Raw genomic sequence first — 17,114 nt, forward strand, 5'->3', positions numbered from 1 at the left:
GCTCGTGCGTTCGCTGGCTCCGGCGCTGGCGGAGGTCGAGCGCGGGCTTGCAGCGCTTGCCGACTGGCGCGGCGCGCCGTCTGGTTCGCTGCGGCTGACGACCTTTTCCTCGGCCGCGCGCCAAGTGCTCGACCCAGCCCTGCCGCGCTTCCTCCTCGATCATCCGGCCGTCTCAGTTGAGGTCGTCATCGACGACCGCCTCACCGACATCGTCACTGCCCGTTTCGATGCCGGCATCCGCTTCGGCGAGACGGTGGAGCGCGACATGGTAGCGGTGCGGCTGGGACCGGACCTGCGCACGGTGGTGGTCGGCACACCCGCCTACTTCGCGCGCCATCCGCGGCCCGGGACGCCTGCCGACCTGGAGGCGCACAACTGCGTCAACTACCGGCTGGTCGGCGGGGGTGGATTGCTGCCGTGGGAGTTCGCGCGCGACGGCCAAGACGTGCGCGTGCGTGCAAGCGGGCAACTCACCGTCAATGATGCGGCCCTTGGGGGGGCGGCCGTGCGGGCCGGTGCCGGGCTCGGCTACATGCTGGAGGAGGATGTGGCCGCCGACATCCAGGCGGGCCACCTCGTGCAGGTTCTGGCGGACTGGTGCACGCCCTTCCCCGGTTACCACCTCTACCATCCGAGCCAGCAGGCTACCCCGGCGCTCCGCGCCCTGATCGACGCCGTGCGTTGGGTTGAAGCACGACCTGTTTAGGTCGGACACGGTCGAATGCTCCTCCGACCGCGGGGAGTTGGAGCGACTACTTCGCGGCGTGAATGTTCGGCGGCCCGAGATGCTGGAGAAAATCCGGCTTGCCGAGGCTCACGCCAGCGCCGCGGAGGATCCCGTAGGCTGTTGTCACGTGGAAGAAGAAGTTCGGAAGCGCAAAGCTGGTCAGATAGGCCTGCCCACTGAAGCGGTATCCCATGCCATTCGGGAACTTCAGCTCCACCTCCCGGTTCGCGCCTGAGGCCAACGCCGCCGGATCGATGCCTTCAATGAAGGCGATCGTCCTGGCGCAGCGCTCCTTGAGTTCGGCGAAGGTCGCCTCGACGTCGGGCATCGAGGGCGCTTCGATCCCGGCGAGCCGTGCCACCGCGTTCTTCGCACTGTCGGATGCCATTTGATACTGAGCAGGCAGAGGCTTCATGTCGGGAGCCAGCCGCTGGACGAGCAGCTCGGCTTCTGGCTTCTCCGATGCCGCCTTGTCGAGCCAAATGCTCATGTTGCGAAGCGCGTTGACGAAGACGGGGACGCTGACGTCGTAGATGCTGATGCTCATCTGGGCTCCCTAAGGCACCTGCTATAAAAGACGCGGTGAGAAGGCGCACACCGCAAAAGGGTGCATCGAACGAAGACGCTAGACCGCCGACGAACGGCCGCTTCGGAGAAGCGACGGGAGGGGTCCGGGCGGCTAGGTTGGGTCGAAAAATGACCGTCCGCTTGTCGTTTTGGCTGACGGCAAGCAGACGACATCGGCTCAGTTCGAGGGGCGCGAATAGTCCATCCGCTCAAGGTCGGAGATCAGCCCCTGTCCGGTCGGCTGCCAACCAAGCCGGTTCCGTGTCTGCACGCTCGACGCCGGCATATCGAGGCCCACGAACGCGGATAGCCATCCGAAATGCTCCGCCGCCGCCTCCGATGACAGGGCGACCGATGGCACTTTCAATCCACGACCGATGGCCTCCGCCATGTCGCGGGCGGCGACACCTTCCTCGGCGACGGCGTGGTACCGGGCACCCGCCTCGCCCTTGTCATACGCGAGTGCATAGAGGCGAGCGACATCGAGAACGGGAGCCGCTGGCCAGCGGCTGGCTCCGTCACCGACATAGGCCGAGACGCCTTTCCGGCGGGCAAAGTCGACCAGATAGGTGATCAGCCCCTGTTTCACCGTATCGTGTACCTGCGGTAGGCGCACGACCGACACGTTGACGCCAGCCTCCAAGAGCGCGGCGCCTGCCATTTCGGAAGCGATGCGGGGGTTCGGGTGCTCCACATTGAAGACGTCCTCGGTCGCCAGTCCGCCCCCCGTGGGGCTGCCCATACCAGTGCCGGACGTGATGAGGAGCGGTCGATCCGATCCCTTCAGCGCGGAACCCAGGGTCTCGATGACGCGCCTATCCTTCTCGCAGTTGGCGACGAAGTTCGAGAAGTCGTCGTGATCGAACGCGGTGTGGATTACCCCGTCCGCCTGGGTCGCGCCGCTGCGCAGGCTGTCCAGGTCCATGAGGTCGCCACGATGGGGTTCGACGCCGGCGTCGATCAGTTTCTGAGCGCCCGCGGCCGTTCGTGTGAGTCCGAGCACCTGGTGCCCGGAACGGATTAGTTCCGGGATGATCGCCGAGCCGATGAAGCCGGTGGCGCCGGTGAGGAAAATGCGCATGAGTTGCAATCCGATGTCGTCTGGACGGCCTCTATCAGCGCACAACCGATCCCGTTAAAGTAGTGACCTTATCCCGGTATAGTCACCAACAGGATCGCCATGCCTGCCAGTTCCGAAACTCCGCTGGGAGTCTACCTGCGGGATCGACGGACCAAGCTCGATCCGGCTGCCTTCGGGTTCGCGGGTCGCAGGCGGACGCCGGGCCTGCGCCGGGAGGAGGTCGCCCAGCGTTCGAACATCAGCGCCACCTGGTACACATGGCTGGAGCAAGGCCGCGGGGGGGCGCCTTCCGCAGACGTACTGAACCGCATCGCCGCCGGGCTGATGCTGACCGAGCCCGAGCGAGAGCACGTCTTCATGCTTGCCCTCGGGCGCCCCCCGGAGGTTCGCTACAGGCCCATGGAGGGGATTACGCCGCGCCTACAGCGGTTGCTCGACACGCTTGAGGTCAGCCCTGCAATCGTCAAGACGGCGACATGGGACGTGGTCGCCTGGAACCGCGCCGCTGCTGTGGTTCTCACCGACTGGGATGCGCTCCCTCCCGGTGAGCGCAATATCCTTCGCCGCATCTTCGGTGACCCGCGTGTGCGGACGGCGCAGCATGACTGGGAAAGCGTTGCCCGCTTCGTGGTCGGTGCGTTCCGGGCGGACGCGGTACGGGCAGGCGCCACGTCCAAGGTCGGCGAGCTCGTAGACGAACTCTGTCGTACCAGTCCCGAGTTTGCTGCCTTGTGGCGGGAGAACGACGTCCATTCACACGGAGATGGGATCAAGCGGCTACGCCACCCAACCTTGGGATTGATCGATCTGGAGTATTCCGCCTTTGCGGTGGATGGCCGGCCCGACCTCGGAATGATCGTCTACAACCCTGTTACTCAGGAAGTTCGGAACCAGATCCGCACGCTCGTAGGGTCAGCTCTTTAGGGGGCCAAATTCGAACGCCCCCATGGATGCAAATGGGCGTCGGATTCGAGTGGTTATCTCCTGGTCTGCTATCGGGCACCGTATACAGAAAGCGGACCCGCGCTTCTCGGCGGTTCTCGCTGCCAGTTCGAGGCTCGAAGTCAGCCAATCCTTTCAACCCATTGCGAACGTGAGTCTCCTGGAGCGAATGGATCACCGAAATATTGCGTTTCTCGGACGACCGCCCCGTCACGAAACTCCATGATGCTCACCGTGTAAGACGGCTTGCCGTCATATGAGAGCATGTACTCCGTCACCCACAGATCTCCAGAACCGACGATTCGTCGCACAGCAAACCGTTTCTTGTTGGGTTGCACCGTACGAGATGCCTGGATGTTACGCCGCCCGCTGATGCGCTCGCCGGACTGAGGATATTCAAGCACGGCGTCGTCGCGATAGATCTGGTGCTCTTCCTCGAAATCGTCAGCGTCCGAGGCAGCCCAATGCCGGTCGAGAGCGCGTCTGATCTCCTGATCGTTCATGGAAGACCTCCCCCGTCTCTTTCAGCTCAACTCCAGCGTCGAGCGGCATGCTGTGGAAGCACGCGCAGTCAGCCACCGAGACCGCTGCGCTATGCACTGCTGCTTTGGAGCATCTGACAAGCCACCACCAACGTCATTTTTGGTTCGGCAGGAGCCCGTCCGCTTCTCCAGCTGTCTGTCTCCGAAGCGGCCATTCCGCTTACGGCCAAACTACGTCACGCCGGATCGCCGCTACACGCAAAACCGGACGTTCGGTTTCGTGCCCATCCCGGTCATTTGGGCCGCCTCGGACGCTTCTCCACGGCAGGCATTCATTGTGATGACTGCGACGCCGGGCCGCCATTCGCACAAGGCCAGCTTATGGAGCGTGCACTAGAGCCGTGCCCTGGCGGGTTGAATCGCGCGGGGTAGGCGATCTGGCTGGCGTGTGATTCACTGGATGGGCTTGTGATGGAGGATCGCCATGCCTTCAGCCCTGTCGGTGGATCTGCGCGAGCGTGTGGTCGCTGCGATTGAAGCGGGTGCATCGCGGCGTCAGGCGGCCAAACGCTTCGGGGTCGGGGCGGCCAGCGCGGTCCGTTGGTACGAGCGCTTCCGTCAGAACGGGCAGATCGCGCCCAAGCCCATGGGCGGCGACCGCAACTCGCAGCGTCTGGAAGCGCAGGCGGCCCTGATCCTTCGGCTCAACGAAGAACACCCGCTCTCCTTCTTGCGGGAACTGCGCGACAGGCTCTCGGACCGCGGCGTCCGGGCGAGCACGAGCAGTTTGTCGCGCTTCTTCGCCCGGCATGGGATCACCCGTAAAAAGGGGCTGTCCACGCGGCCGAGCAGGAGCGGCCGGATGTGAAGGCTGCACGCGAGGACTGGTTCGAGCGACAACCCGATCTGGATCCAGATCGCCTGGTTTTCCTCGACGAGACGGCCGCCACGACGAAGATGGTCCGCCGCTATGGTCGTGCTCCGTGCGGTCAGCGCTGCCGGATCGCCGTGCCTCACGGGCACTACAAGACCACCACCATCACCGCCGCCCTGCGCGCCACGGGACTGATCGCCAGGACCGTCTTCGATGGGGCCACGAATGGTATGCGTTTCCGGGCCTACGTCACCGACACCCTGGCTCCGGTGCTGAGGCCCGGTGACACCGTCATCCTCGACAATTTGAACGCCCACAAGGTCGCCGGGGTGCGCGAGGCCATCGAGGCGGTCGGCGCACGGGTTCTCTACCTCCCGCCCTACAGTCCCGACTTCAATCCGATCGAGCAGGTCTTTGCCAAGGTCAAAGCCCTCCTCCGGACGGCTGCAGCACGGACCGCCGCCGGCCTGACCATCGCCATCGAGGACGCGTTCGCCGCCGTCCGACCGGATAAGTGCCGAAACTACCTTACCGCTGCTGGATACGATGCCTATGAGCCAACCTGAAAGGGCACGGCTCTAGAGCCGGTCCCGGGCTGGTGGCGACGGGTTAGTGGGTGGTGCGTTGACGGGTGACCACGATGATCGGCACTAACGGCCCGGTCGTGCGCACGCTGTTCAACCATCTCGGGCCCAGGATCGTTGGCGTGGACCAGGCACAGGCGAACGCCACCGCCACCATGGCGCTGGTCGCCTTCGGCTACCGCGACAGCCCGCTCTTAGCTCGACTTTGGCCATTCATGCGGCGTGGCAGAGCACATAGGCCCAGGGCGCTGGCAAGCGGAAGCGGAGTTTTGTTCAAGCGCGTCGGCACGGTGATGTTGCCAAAGTCCGCTCGCGCCAGATCGCACAGCGCACGGTGGCCAGAGCGTCGGCGAAGGTTGAGCGCGGTTTGAGGATGCGGTGGACGTTCACGAACCGCCGCTCCTGCGCGCGGCCCATGATGCGCACGACGCTTGTCACCGTGCGCTGCCCCGGCGTGAGGATCGCGCCAACCAGCAGGTTTTGGGCGTGTCGCCACGAGCGGTGGACGAACAGCGGTGCGAACGCCAGGATGATCCCGGCGAAGCGAGGGGGCAGGCGGAGCATGGCGGTGTCTCTTGGCGGGCACACCACCAGCCTATCTGTTACGCCCGCTTCGTCACCTCCGCCCACTCGACGCGCAGTAAATGGCCAAAGTCGAACTAAGAGAATGACGGGCACCCCGGCGCCCTGCGTGCCGGCGACCGGATGCTGGAACTGCCCGTTCAGCAGCGGAAGGAAGGAGCTTGGGTGCAGACACATCTGCACCGGGCCCTCGACCCGTCACGTCCCACCTTCGTGCTCGCTCTGCCGAACGGGGGACCATGCCCCGAGGATTTGGCGGGGGTGGACGGCGTCGTCGTTCAGCTTGCCCCGGTCCCGAACCATGCGGAGCGGTTTGAGGCGGCGTTCGGGGGCAAGGGAAGCGCAGTGTTGGTGCAGCCGGATGGCTATGCTGGCTGGATCGGCCCGCTGTACAACTCGGCCGGACGGGTCCGGGCGTACCGAGACTGGCGGTTCGCGCAAGGTCATATTGATCTATCCAAGCCTCACGTGCGGTGCATTGCCTAATAAAATCAGCAGATCCGAATGAAGAATCAGAGTGCGACCTCCCAGCTTACGTGCTGGTATTTTATCAGCAGCAATTAGCGTATACATCTTAGATCTTGAAATTCCGATTAGACGAGCCGCATCCGAAACCCCATAAGCCAAGCGCTGATCCACATTTGACACATCAAGATCCAATCCACGTATTGTGAAGGCAGTTTTCTTATTCGAGCATTTATTTCTTTATTTGCATAATCTGGTCCGAAAAAAGATAGTCTCATATTATATCTTCTCTTCGGCGCCAAAACTAAAAGAGGAACGATCGTTCGCCGATCGTAACTATTAGTCCGCTGAGCCACTGCCGATCATTGAGTTCCTCTAGAATAACATTTTCAAGAACAGGCTTACCATCCACAAAAACCTTATACCAAGTGGATTTCAGATAATGGGAGTAGATAATATTATTATCGTAGTCAAATTCTTCGAAGATCATTCTAAATACTATATCTGTATCGAAGCACTTTAGCGCATCGGCATTGTCATCGTGTGCATAAGATACAATCACGAATTCACGATCTTCACCTATTTGCTTAAAACAAGCATGAATTTCTGCTGGATCCGAACCTCCATAGAGCTGAGTCAAGATTTCGCGCATGTCTGCAGCGTATCCAAAGACAATTGGATAATCCAACTGCCGCACCCCAGACATATTTGAATTGCTATGATTCATTTTGCGATTCCTAGTTGTTTGACATTAGATCAACAAGGCCTATTGAAGCTTAAATTCTAGCGCAATATGTCTAAATTCGCCGTACAACATCATAGCAACACGCATCTCTCGCATAAAACACAATATATCGGTCTGACGCTTGAAGCTAAAAATGAATGGTCCGGCAAAAGAACCCCCGTGTTCTACGTATCCAGTCTTATCTCTCAAATAATCTATGATAATTTCGCCAATGAACTCCAGATCTGTTGGAGAAATATTCTTGTCGTTCGTCGAAATCTTAGCAACTCCGACAATTTCATTGGGCGACCATTCGAAGCCAAGCCATGGCAACTTGTCCAAATTCTGCCTTGCTGCGCTCAATTTAATCTTCATCGCCTTGATGCCCTTCATTGATTTCCCGCGGCTCCCATTTTTCGCAGTCGCCCCGAGCAGCTCGCGACCGAGCGTCCCAGAGCGTCAAAGTGCATATAAGCGGCTGGCCCATTTTACTGGACTTTTCACACCAAACGACCCCGTGTATGTGGCAACGATGCCTAAGCTGACACCCGAGCCTGACCTCTGCCGTCCGTACTTCCAGTGTGAGGTTGCCGCACTGGAATGTTTGGAGCGGGCTCGATGGCCGCACGGCCCTATCTGTCCGCATTGCGGCTCTACAGGGCAGCACTACGACCTACGAAAAACCCGTCCCGGCCTGCGGAAGTGTTGTGAAAGATTTTGCCGTAGACAATTCTCTGTGAAGACGGGAACTTGTTTCAATAGATCTCACATACCTACTGCAAAAATACTTCAAGCTATTTATCTAATTCATGTTTACAGAGGAAAGAACAACATCGAGAGCGTCAGGATAAATTTGAAAATTGACTGGAAATCTGCCGAAAGATTATTCCACCGGGTAGAAGATGGTGTATTACGTCACCGGATCGGAGATACTGGAAGAAATTATGCTCTAATGACGGATAAGTTGCGCAACAATCCTTCAGATGCCGTAGTTGCAGAAGTAGATGAATTTTGTTTCAATTTTTCTTTGAACGCGTTATTCAGACTTAACGTAAGGCCAATGTCATAATAGCCTGCGCTGCTGGGCCAGCGCCAAAGCGAGATGCAGGAAGTGCTTTCGCGGCTCGCCGGCGTTTGCGCTCCAGGCGTGCAGCAAACGGCGGGTGTCACCGTTGCCTATGTTACCGGTGTCGATCGGTGGACTCGGCTCGAATACGCCATTCGGCGCCCCCACGAACCAGAAGCCCGGCTCGACGCATAACGCGCGGGCAATTTGCACCAGCCGGTATGCTAAGCCGAAGTGTGCCGGCCTCGTAATCCCGGTACGTCCGCTCGTTGAGTCCCAGCACCTCGGCGCGGCTGTAGGTCGTGTGCCCGAGAATCATCCGCTACAGCCGGATGCGGCTGAGCTTCTCGGCCACCCGAAACAGACTTATCGCAGCGACACCCCCGCCGACCTTTCACCCGGTGGAGGCGCTGCTATAGCACAGACGTTTAACGGTCAGATCAGGTCGGCAGGTCCTAGCTCCGGCCTGCGCGCTCAAAAGCTGAGAAAACTTGAGTCGCGTAATATGGCTTGGGCACGAACCGTCCATGGTCCGGCCCGTCCTCGTCGGTGAGCTGGCACCGCCCGGACGTGATCACCAAGCGGATGTGCGGCCAGTACTCCGCGACGCGATTTGCCAAGCCAAAACCGTTCAAGGACCCCGGCATCTCGATGTCGGTGAACAGTACATCGATGTCGTTGCGGCTCTGCAAAATGATCCAAGCCGCATCACCGGTGGAAGCCTCGATGACCTGAAATCCAGCGTCTTCGAGCATATCAACCGCCATCATGCGCACGAGGCTCTCGTCCTCCACGATCAACACTGTGAACGGGACGGGCATGTGTGCGTCGGCCATGAAAGACCTAACGGCATCGCGGCCGGACAGTTGCGGCTCTCCTCCGAAAGCGGCATGTGGCTACCGCGTGTGGGTGTGCGGCTCTGGGGGATCGACCGAAACTACCGTGCACGACCGGCGGCGGCCCCACCCTGTCGTTCGAAACGATGATCGGGCCCAATAGCTGGCCGGTGATCGATGGTCGCGCAGCCGGGTCGCATCGGCCCGAACCCGGTTTCCCCATCGCTTGTGGACCGAACCACCCCACCGGTCAGCCGCCGGCACCTCAGGGTTGCAATAGGTTAATGAACGGCTAAGCTCGCTACTTAAGTACAAACAAGGGGCGGTGCATGAAACAGTCGGACTCGCATCGCGACATCATGCCGGCGGAGCAGTCGCTCCCCACCATTTCGGTCCATCAAGCTCACGAGCTTGAAATCCAGCAGGAGCAGATGCGGCGGCTCCACAACGCACGCGCGAGCCAGCGTGCCGCCCGGCACCACCGGATCAACGGAGTGGCGCTGTGACCATCCTGGATCCGATCACCGGCAAGCTCGTGACGATCGAAATCCCCAAGCCACGCCCCCAGCGCCCCCGATAGTCGCGAGCGGGGGTGTCTCGGTTCGACAAGCGATGCCCCGGGGTGCTCGCTGGGGAATGCCTCATCATGGCGCCACCGGTAAATTACCGAGCCGAGCCTTCGTTAAGACCTCGTATCTAATATAGCGCCCTGATCAGGGTGTCGCTGCTTGGCCATGCCCCGTCACGAGCGGTCGCAAAGCGGTATGAGCGAACGGGTCAAGACGAATAACCTCGCCGACCGCCTCGATGCATGGTCGGCGTGGACGACTGGGACAGTGCTCGCAGCTGGTGGCCTGGCGTTGATCAGCGCCGACCACCTCTTCCCGGCCGTGGGTATGGGGCCCCTGTTCATCCCGTTGATCGCACTCGCCGGATGGCGGCTTGGCTTGCGTGCGAGCTGCTTCGTCACCGTCCTAGCGTGTTTTCTGAATATATTCCCACATCACGTCCATGAGGTCGGTCTCAATTCGGACGTGGCCATCGCTCGGGGGATCATCCGTTTCAGCGCGTACGGCTTCACCGTCGCGGTCATTCACGCGTTGCGGCGCGCCTACGACCGCGAGCGCGTCCGTGCCACACACGATGCGCTGACGAGCGCTCTGAACCGGGCGGCATTCGATCGGGAGCTGGAAACCTTGCTCGACGGTCGTGAGCCCGGCGATCGAGCGGTTGCGCTGGTCATGATCGACGTGGACGACTTCAAGCGCATCAACGACACGCATGGTCATGGTGCCGGCGACCATGTGCTGCGCGAGCTGACAGCCGCCGCGACGAGCGCTCTCCACGGGCGGGGACGCCTTTATAGGCTCGGCGGGGACGAGTTTGCCGCGCTGATGCCGATCGCATCCACTGCGGCGGGCCGGCCGGCGATCGAGCGCTTCCACCAGGATCTCTCAACCGCACTCGGACAATCGTGGTATCCGACGACGGTCAGCATGGGCGGTCTGGTCTTCCAACCCGGCTCATCGTTGGATCGGGCGGAACTCATGCACGAAGCCGATGGGCACATGTACGCGGGTAAGACGGCAGGCAAAGGTCGGGTCCGCGTCGCGGCGCTCCGGCCGATAGCTACTGCCAACACCGATCCAGAGCCGACGGGTGCGGAGCTGCTTCCGGCTGTGTGAACCGCTGTGGCACTCACGTAAGCGCCCATACGCTTCAGTCAGCCTCGGCTGCTTTTGCTCTGACGAACCTCGCTTAATCGGCGCTCTCTGAGGTCTGCGACGAACTTGAGCGCATTTCGGCGCTCGTACGACCGGATGTGTCCTTGGGCTCGTTGAGCCGGTCCCAATAGTCCGGGCGTGGACGAACCTGGAGCGCATCGATGCTCTCGCCGTGGCTCAACCGATCGACCAGCTCCTGCGCACGCTCGCGCGTTGGGCGATACACCGGCATCCAGTCCACGAGGTAAATCGACCACGCCCCGTCCACGAACTCCTCGACCGCCCACGATGGGCAATTTGGGTAATCCGGGTGGGTACGATCCGTAGCGCGGAACTGTGGACTTGGCGTTGTCATGGGGCTCCTGGCGATCGGCGTGAACGTGCGTAGCTGCGCCATCCACGACAGGTGCTCATCGATCGCGGATGAACGATCCACGGGGTGGCGGGGCCATACACCTTCAAACTGAGAGCCCGGGAATTAAGGGCGGTAGCGCGAAATACCGGGACCTCAGCGGATGCTGCCCCAATTTCGAATGCACCCTCGACGACCCTTCAGCGCGGGCACCCCTGGTTGCTGATGCGCTGGTTGGATGAATTTGACCCGCACTCAAATGCATGAGTCCATGGTATTCGCCTATGAAAACGACATTCGTGCATAAAAGTGCTTATTAACCAAGTATCCGCGCCTATTGCGTTAACCAATTCGTAAGACAGGTTAATTCTTCGTTGACGCAATGCTGGGCCGTGTGCGCAATTATTCATGCGGGGTGTCACCCGCGTGCGTAGCGTCGGGGTTCAGTATGCGGCGGCTTGTGGTGCGGTTGCGCTCGATCAGCCCGGCCCTGGCGCTGGCCCCGATCGTCGCCCTGGTGGGTACCGCTCCAGCCAGCGCGCACGTGAAATGGTTCTGCGCCTTCGATGTCGCCGGTCAGCCCCGCGGCCTGGACCAAGTGCTGTGTGTCAATTTCGAATGGCTCACCGGCCTGGCCCTCGTATGCCTGATGGCCGGCTGCATGACTGAGGGCACCCCGCTCGGCACCGCACTCCTGAACGCCCTGGATCGCGTCACCACCCGGATCCGGACCGATACCGAGCTGCTGGTGCGGGCGACCCTCGGTTTCTTCCTCGTGTCGCTGTGGGGCCTCGGTGGCACCATCCTGACCCCCGAGTTGAAGACCGACGCGGCCTGGATCCCGTGGCTGCAGCTGGCCATGGCCACCTGCCTGATCTGGCGTCGGACCATGCCAGTCACCGCCGCCGGCCTCGTCTTCCTGTTCGGCTTCGGCACGTGGCAGTACGGCCTGTTCCACATGGCCGATTATCCGGTGTTCCTCGGTGTGGCGGCCTACCTGGTGCTCAGCAGCCTCGGCATCACCCCTTTCGGGATCCGACCGCTGGACGTGGTGCGTTACACCGCCGCCGTGACCCTGATGTGGGCGAGCGTCGAGAAGTGGGCCTACCCGGAATGGACCGCTCCGCTGCTCGTCGCCAAGCCGCAAATGACCATGGGTGCCACACCCGAGCTGTTCATGAAGTCGGCCGGCGTGATCGAATTCACCCTGGCATTCTCGCTGATTTGGACCCCACTGGTCCGCCGCGTGGCGGCGCTTATCCTGACCGGGATCTTCGTGTCAGCGGTGTTCGAATTCGGAAAGATCGACGCGATCGGGCACTCGGGCATCATCGTGGTGCTGCTTGGGATCGCGGCTGATGACGCTCGACGGGCGGTACGCGTCCGCGACGTGGCCCTGGCGCCGGCCTGGTACGGCGGCGCCCTGGCGGCCTCCCTGGCGCTCTATTACGTCAGCCACGCCGCCCTATTCGGTGGCCTCAGCGCGCTCCCCGTCATCTGAGGGCGGACTGGGCTGGCGATGAACCTCGCGCTGGCCGGGGTTCATTTCCCGATACGTTGCGCTGGCTCCAAAACCCGAAAAAATCGTCGCGCCGGAAAAATACCCGGGGGCGCCCACCCCGGGTGTTCGAATTTCCAGGTTCGTCGCAATTCCCGACGGGGGTACTCGATGAACCCTACCGCACGTGAAACTGGGCTGGAGCTGACGCGGGCCCAATCAACTCCCGCCCACGCCTGCGGTCAGTTCGTCTTCGGGTCTGCGACCGTGAATGCGAACGTGGCTGAATAGGCGTCCGCGTCAGCCAGCGTGGGTGTCTGCGACGGGGTGATGCGGTGATTGACCCCGAGCACCTGCGGGCCGGCCACCCGCAACGGCACCGTCGCCTCGCCGGCAGCATCCGTCGCAGCACGAGCCTGATCCGCTTCGCTTTTGAAGTTCGCGCCGTCCGTTGCGACGACATCCGCCCCGGAAAGAGGGCGCCCATCGAATAGGACACGGACCCGGATTGAACCCTTAGCCGACGCCGGCGCCTCCAGCGGCACGATCTCCAACGGTTGACCGACGACGCGATCCCACGGCGCGGTCGGACCGATCGCCGCCTTGGCGTACTTGACCGACCACTGGCTCTTCTCGCCCTCCGGCACCATGCGCTTGCTGGCGTTGCGATAGCTGCCATCGGTCAAGCGAACCCAGTAGCCGTTGTCGTAAGCTGCCGCGACCAGGGCGTCCCCATCGAGGGCAGCGCGCAAAACGGAAACCGGCTCTGTCCCCATCGTCGCGGTGAGCCCAACCGTCCGGGAGGGCTGATAGGCGATGAGGCTGGTGAGCTTGCGGGCTACCGGCATCTCGGGCTCGTGCGGATGTCCGTACTGGACCATCACGCTGCCTGGACCGGGCGACAGCCACAAATCGTGGGCGGCGGCCGGTGCCGCAAAGGCGACGGCCGCGGCAGCAAAAAGGGCGATGCGTGTCATCGTACGGTTCCCTGGGGTGTCGTGATGGCACCGTAACCCGGTCACATCGTCAGCGCGACCACCGAACCCCATCACCAGCACTAGCTTGATCGGCGTCACTCGTCCGTTCGAAGCTGAAGCGCCCGCTCAGCACGGGTTCAGCCCGAGCCCGGCATCCTCGCTGTCACACGGCCCGACCTATCCGGAGCCCAGCGTGTTGGAGAACGTGTCATGCGGTGCTTGAAGGTATTTGGGCTGGTCACAGCAGCTGCGACCGGCCTCGGCCTGGCTACCGCGGCAAACGCCGCCCCGTTCGGGCATGGCCCATTCGGCGGTGATGCCCTGATTGAGCATGTGGCCAGGGGCTGCGGCCCGGGCTTCCATCCCAACCCCTGGGGTCGCTGCCGTCCCAACGATCGCGGATACGGCTACGGTTATGGCGGTCCTCGCGGCCCTTATGGCGGCCGGCCGGATTACGGGTACGGTCGCGGCGGGTACGAGCGCGGATACGGCGGCTATGACGGCCCGCGGCGGTTTTACGGGGGGTACTGACGCGGCCGCAGCAGCGAGGCGCGAAAGGGCGTCGGGCTCACGCACGAACCCTCTCTCTGTGCTCCGCTTGCCAGCTGTGCCGATCAACCTCCAATTTGGAGCGATGCTGGGCTGCACCCGGTTCGCCGGTCAAAGCCGGCGTGGACATGGCTGATGAACCATCCCGGGGGAACGGACCTCCAGCACCTGAGCCCGAGCCTTCACCACGCTCTCCGCACGAGGTCCTGCAAGCCTCGTGACGGCGGCCCGAAGCTGACGATGGCGATGTCGAGATCGGCGTCGCCGGCACGTCGCAACGCGCGCAGCATGGCTTGGTCGATCCACGCGTCGTCGTTGCCGAACGCACCCCCGCCCAACCGCGTCAGCAGCACGCGGTTGGATGCACCGCGGGCGGCATTGAGCCGGGCGGCGAGCAGCGTCGCCTCGTAAGCCGCCTCCAACACGAGGCTGGCGAACGGCGCCCAGGCCGAGGCCGGGAGCCTGCCATAAGCCACGGGCAACGCCGAGCAGAACACCTGGCTGACGAGTGGGCCTGGCGACGGTCGATCCGTGACCTCGACATCGGCGTGCAATCCGACCCGTAGCAGACCACGCAGCTCGTCCAGCGCCTCGGCATCCGCCGCTCGAAGATGGTCGCTCACCGCCGCCAACCCGTCCCGAGTGGCCAGAGCGTAGCCATTCCGCATCGTCCAAAGGTTCTTGATCGGCACGTCCAGGCGCTGCGCCAACGCGGCGCCGAGATCGGCCAAGCCGTCGAGCTGACGATCGGCCGTCTGCCCGAAACCGTCGGCCACCGGGACGAGGTAGTTACGAAAGATCGTGGCCGCGCCCGCCGCCATGGCACACGCCGGTCCTTGCGTTCGATCGTGCTCGTAGCGAGTGACGCCATCCTCCGGCGTTACGGTCGAGCTGACCATCTCCAGCATGTTGAACTGCGAGGCGACCTGGAACAGCGCGCCATGGTTCTCGGGCTGGCGGTGCATGGCTCGCACATCGCCTTCGACGATAGATAACCGGGGCCGGCCCGGCTGACGAACGGCGCTCGCGGTGGTCCGCAACTCGGCCAGCGACGGCAGCGTCAGCGTGCCGATCCGGTAGGTCCGATCCGTGCCATGGCTGTGCAGCCGTCCGTCGATCACGGACAAGCGGGCTTGTGTTTCCGCGTAGGATCTCTCCCGGAACCCGGTGAGCCGCTCGAACCAGTCCATGGTGTCGATCTCCTTGCTGCACAGTCCCGGACGCCAAGGTACCTGACAGCCGGAAAATTCGCTGGGCCGCGCCGATTTTGCGAGCCGTCCCACAAGGTTTCTCGGCCTTCAAATTTAGAAAGTTTTGCGCGCACGATAAAAACCGGGGGTGGACCCAAAAACGGTTTGGAAGTTCTAGGCTCCTCGCGATCGTGCAAGGGAATGAGGCGCTATTTAATACGCAACGTCAGCGCCTCATTCCATGTCAGCAACTAGACTACAATCATTTTATCGCGCAACTGAAGCCGGAAACGCATTCCCTTCAAAACAGGATGCTTCGAAAACTCCTGCGTTATAGCAGCATCAATCTCAATGAAGCTGCACACCGCCGGCACGGAGAAATAATATGATGAGGCATAATCATTAAACGGAGTGCCAAACAAATTTGTTATAGATTTGATAAATGCGTCCCTCCAGATCTCGCAGTTTCTATACTGTTCCTTGGTTGCTTTATAATGTAAAACCAACATACGGGTCGAAAATTTACTGGGAATGTTTGACATGATAACCTCTCAGTCGAGACAATCAGGGATCCCCGAGGGGTTCCTGCAGTTATGAGCGATATGACGCATTGCCTTATCGCAAAGCGTTTGTTGATAATTGAGCTTCGGTCCGTGAGCTGACACTCACGGAGCAGCTGCCAATGAAAGAATAGTGCTGTACGTGTGTTGCTTCAGTCAGACATGCGTCAAGTGGTCTCGCAAGTCGAGCCGGACTTGCATCCCTTTCAGGTCAGCATAATTCCGAAATTCACGAATTATAACTGCTTCTAGTTCATAGAAGCAGCAGTCAATCGGCGCCTGAATGTAGCATACTCTTTTGGTAAGCTTGTATCCGGTACCAAAAAGATTTCTCAAGACGCAGTGTAAAACCCCGTAAAATACCGGCGAGATGGAGGTTTTATCCTCGCTCAGCTTGTACGTCAGTACGAACTGACGTGTTGCGAACCGTTTGACCATGTCGATCCAATCCTCGGCGCCACCAACGGCGCACAGTGGATGCCGTCACAACGTCTTCGCTTGCTATCGAGCCTTTCATTCGCTTGCTATCGAGGCTTTCGAAGCTTTCGAGGGATCATTGAACTCGAACCCTGTGAGACGAAGCCAGCGCGATCGCGATCCCAAGTAGGTGCTTTCTGGGCTTGCCGGTAATGGCGTCCCACGCCCTCAGCAGCCGGCGCGTGTCGCCGTCGCCCATACTGCCGGTGTCGATTGGTTGAGCCGGTTCAAACCCGGTGGGCGCCCCTACGAACCAAAAGCCCGGATCGACCCCCAGGGCCCGCGCGATCTGCATCAAACGGTACGGGTTCAGCCGCAGTGCCGCCGTCTCATAATCCCGGTACGTCCGCTCGTTGATGCCGAGCACCGCGGCAAGGCTGTACGTCGTGTGCCCCCGGCTCATCCGCTGCAGCCTCATTCGGTTGCCAACGTGACGATCGACCGGGTTGGGGATGTGGTTCTTCGCGCGGCGGGGCATCGGTGGCGTCCAAGAGAGGGGGGGTTTTTGCGGTTTCGTCCCCCGCTTCAAAAATAAGGTCTCGGACACTCCGGACCCGGCCAATCAGGAATGAAGCGCCACCGGCTCGTTGCCTGGCGTGTCGCCACGGCTTGCATCCACAGCTCGCTCGGGCCCGAGCTTCATCGCCGGCACGAGCACGTGGATGAAGTCAGCCGTATGCCTTCAGCCCAGGACGAAGGATGGTGCCTGGAATATCCGAACCGTATCAGCATGTAGTCGGTGGCCTGATTGCTGCCCCGGGGGGACGCTTTCGCTGTGCCCAGTACGAACTCATCCGTGGCTTTGACGCGACACCAGGGCCGGCACTTGGCCCGGCGGCATGCCGGAACCAGTTAGG

Annotated in this window: 21 protein-coding genes and 1 pseudogene; 9 read left to right on the plus strand and 13 right to left on the minus strand. The window is 61.5% G+C overall.

Translation table 11 applies throughout. The annotated features are described in order from the left end of the window. Positions 1-706: LysR substrate-binding domain-containing protein (locus FV228_RS03520; protein ID WP_147853319.1), on the plus strand; the 706-nt coding region annotated here is incomplete at its 5' end. A 46-nt stretch (positions 707-752) separates the two neighbouring features. Here the strand turns inward: FV228_RS03520 and FV228_RS03525 are convergent. Together FV228_RS03525 and FV228_RS03530 are read right to left on the minus strand one after the other, a co-directional pair. Then, entirely contained in the window at positions 753-1,274 is a 522-nt protein-coding gene (locus FV228_RS03525; RefSeq protein ID WP_147853320.1) for a DUF1993 domain-containing protein, read from the minus strand. Positions 1,275-1,472: 198 nt separating this feature from the next. Beyond that, positions 1,473-2,375: an SDR family oxidoreductase gene (locus tag FV228_RS03530; protein WP_147853321.1), complete on the minus strand. Its 903-nt coding sequence runs from the start codon at positions 2,373-2,375 to the stop codon at positions 1,473-1,475. 99 nt (positions 2,376-2,474) lie between these two features. Here FV228_RS03530 and FV228_RS03535 point away from each other — a divergent pair, with 99 nt between their 5' ends. Beyond that, positions 2,475-3,299 (plus strand): helix-turn-helix transcriptional regulator, encoded by an 825-nt coding sequence (locus FV228_RS03535; RefSeq protein WP_147853322.1) that lies wholly within the window; start codon positions 2,475-2,477, stop codon positions 3,297-3,299. Between the two features lie 140 nt (positions 3,300-3,439). Here the strand turns inward: FV228_RS03535 and FV228_RS03540 are convergent, their stop codons facing one another. Further along, positions 3,440-3,820 carry a nuclear transport factor 2 family protein gene (locus FV228_RS03540; protein WP_147853323.1) on the minus strand — a complete coding sequence of 127 codons (381 nt, stop codon included), beginning with the start codon at positions 3,818-3,820 and terminating at the stop codon, positions 3,440-3,442. A 463-nt stretch (positions 3,821-4,283) separates the two neighbouring features. Between FV228_RS03540 and FV228_RS03545 the strand changes: the two genes are divergently transcribed. After that, positions 4,284-5,239, plus strand: a protein-coding gene (locus FV228_RS03545) for an IS630 family transposase (protein WP_147853324.1) whose coding sequence is annotated in 2 segments (ribosomal slippage) — positions 4,284-4,635 and positions 4,635-5,239 — 957 coding nt in all. Because the reading frame shifts where the segments join, the coding sequence is not laid out codon by codon here. Between the two features lie 291 nt (positions 5,240-5,530). Here the strand turns inward: FV228_RS03545 and FV228_RS03550 are convergent. Further along, entirely contained in the window at positions 5,531-5,821 is a 291-nt protein-coding gene (locus tag FV228_RS03550; protein WP_246693809.1) for a hypothetical protein, read from the minus strand. Between the two features lie 141 nt (positions 5,822-5,962). Between FV228_RS03550 and FV228_RS32880 the strand changes: the two genes are divergently transcribed. After that, the gene (locus FV228_RS32880; RefSeq protein ID WP_187277622.1) at positions 5,963-6,325 is read left to right on the plus strand and encodes a hypothetical protein; all 363 of its coding nucleotides are present in this window, start codon (positions 5,963-5,965) and stop codon (positions 6,323-6,325) included. On the opposite strand, the gene FV228_RS34735 is transcribed toward FV228_RS32880, so the two are convergent. The 3 genes from FV228_RS34735 to FV228_RS32885 form a co-directional block, all read right to left on the minus strand. Beyond that, positions 6,293-6,487, minus strand: coding sequence for a helix-turn-helix domain-containing protein (locus FV228_RS34735; RefSeq protein WP_147853345.1), 195 nt, complete (start codon positions 6,485-6,487; stop codon positions 6,293-6,295). The genes FV228_RS32880 and FV228_RS34735 overlap by 33 nt on opposite strands. Positions 6,488-6,608: 121 nt before the next feature. Further along, entirely contained in the window at positions 6,609-7,031 is a 423-nt protein-coding gene (locus FV228_RS03560) for a hypothetical protein (protein ID WP_147853325.1), read from the minus strand. A 39-nt stretch (positions 7,032-7,070) separates the two neighbouring features. After that, positions 7,071-7,421, minus strand: coding sequence for a hypothetical protein (locus FV228_RS32885; protein WP_187277617.1), 351 nt, complete (start codon positions 7,419-7,421; stop codon positions 7,071-7,073). 139 nt (positions 7,422-7,560) lie between these two features. On the opposite strand from FV228_RS32885, the pseudogene FV228_RS34740 reads away from it, so the two are divergent. Further along, positions 7,561-7,758 (plus strand): annotated as a pseudogene (locus FV228_RS34740) (transposase); the annotation flags it as partial. A gap of 333 nt (positions 7,759-8,091) precedes the next feature. Here the strand turns inward: FV228_RS34740 and FV228_RS03570 are convergent. Both FV228_RS03570 and FV228_RS03575 read right to left on the minus strand, forming a co-directional pair. Next, complete coding sequence (locus FV228_RS03570) at positions 8,092-8,307, minus strand: hypothetical protein (protein WP_147853327.1); 216 nt, start codon at positions 8,305-8,307, stop codon at positions 8,092-8,094. Between the two features lie 242 nt (positions 8,308-8,549). Then, complete coding sequence (locus FV228_RS03575; protein WP_147853328.1) at positions 8,550-8,930, minus strand: response regulator; 381 nt, start codon at positions 8,928-8,930, stop codon at positions 8,550-8,552. A gap of 329 nt (positions 8,931-9,259) precedes the next feature. Between FV228_RS03575 and FV228_RS32895 the strand changes: the two genes are divergently transcribed. Both FV228_RS32895 and FV228_RS03580 read left to right on the plus strand, forming a co-directional pair. Continuing rightward, positions 9,260-9,436, plus strand: a complete 177-nt coding sequence (locus tag FV228_RS32895; protein ID WP_187277619.1) for a hypothetical protein — start codon at positions 9,260-9,262, stop codon at positions 9,434-9,436. Between the two features lie 258 nt (positions 9,437-9,694). Then, positions 9,695-10,615, plus strand: a complete 921-nt coding sequence (locus FV228_RS03580) for a GGDEF domain-containing protein (RefSeq protein WP_187277620.1) — start codon at positions 9,695-9,697, stop codon at positions 10,613-10,615. A 73-nt stretch (positions 10,616-10,688) separates the two neighbouring features. Here FV228_RS03580 and FV228_RS03585 read toward each other — a convergent pair whose 3' ends face one another. Beyond that, on the minus strand, positions 10,689-11,090 hold the full coding sequence (locus tag FV228_RS03585) for a hypothetical protein (protein WP_147853330.1): 402 nt from the start codon (positions 11,088-11,090) through the stop codon (positions 10,689-10,691). A gap of 364 nt (positions 11,091-11,454) precedes the next feature. On the opposite strand from FV228_RS03585, the gene FV228_RS03590 reads away from it, so the two are divergent. Next, the gene (locus FV228_RS03590; protein ID WP_246693810.1) at positions 11,455-12,507 is read left to right on the plus strand and encodes a hypothetical protein; all 1,053 of its coding nucleotides are present in this window, start codon (positions 11,455-11,457) and stop codon (positions 12,505-12,507) included. Between the two features lie 239 nt (positions 12,508-12,746). On the opposite strand, the gene FV228_RS03595 is transcribed toward FV228_RS03590, so the two are convergent. Then, a complete protein-coding gene (locus FV228_RS03595) occupies positions 12,747-13,481 on the minus strand; it encodes a DUF4198 domain-containing protein (RefSeq protein WP_147853331.1) in 735 nt (244 codons plus the stop codon). Positions 13,482-13,691: 210 nt separating this feature from the next. On the opposite strand from FV228_RS03595, the gene FV228_RS34045 reads away from it, so the two are divergent. Further along, complete coding sequence (locus tag FV228_RS34045) at positions 13,692-14,012, plus strand: hypothetical protein (RefSeq protein ID WP_147853332.1); 321 nt, start codon at positions 13,692-13,694, stop codon at positions 14,010-14,012. A gap of 200 nt (positions 14,013-14,212) precedes the next feature. Here FV228_RS34045 and FV228_RS03605 read toward each other — a convergent pair whose 3' ends face one another. Beyond that, the gene (locus FV228_RS03605; RefSeq protein WP_147853333.1) at positions 14,213-15,220 is read right to left on the minus strand and encodes a hypothetical protein; all 1,008 of its coding nucleotides are present in this window, start codon (positions 15,218-15,220) and stop codon (positions 14,213-14,215) included. 1,113 nt (positions 15,221-16,333) lie between these two features. Next, positions 16,334-16,735 carry a helix-turn-helix transcriptional regulator gene (locus tag FV228_RS03610; RefSeq protein WP_147853334.1) on the minus strand — a complete coding sequence of 134 codons (402 nt, stop codon included), beginning with the start codon at positions 16,733-16,735 and terminating at the stop codon, positions 16,334-16,336. Positions 16,736-17,114 lie beyond the last annotated feature (379 nt).

Source organism: Methylobacterium sp. WL18 (assembly GCF_008040015.1).
In the GTDB taxonomy this organism is placed as follows: domain Bacteria; phylum Pseudomonadota; class Alphaproteobacteria; order Rhizobiales; family Beijerinckiaceae; genus Methylobacterium; species Methylobacterium mesophilicum.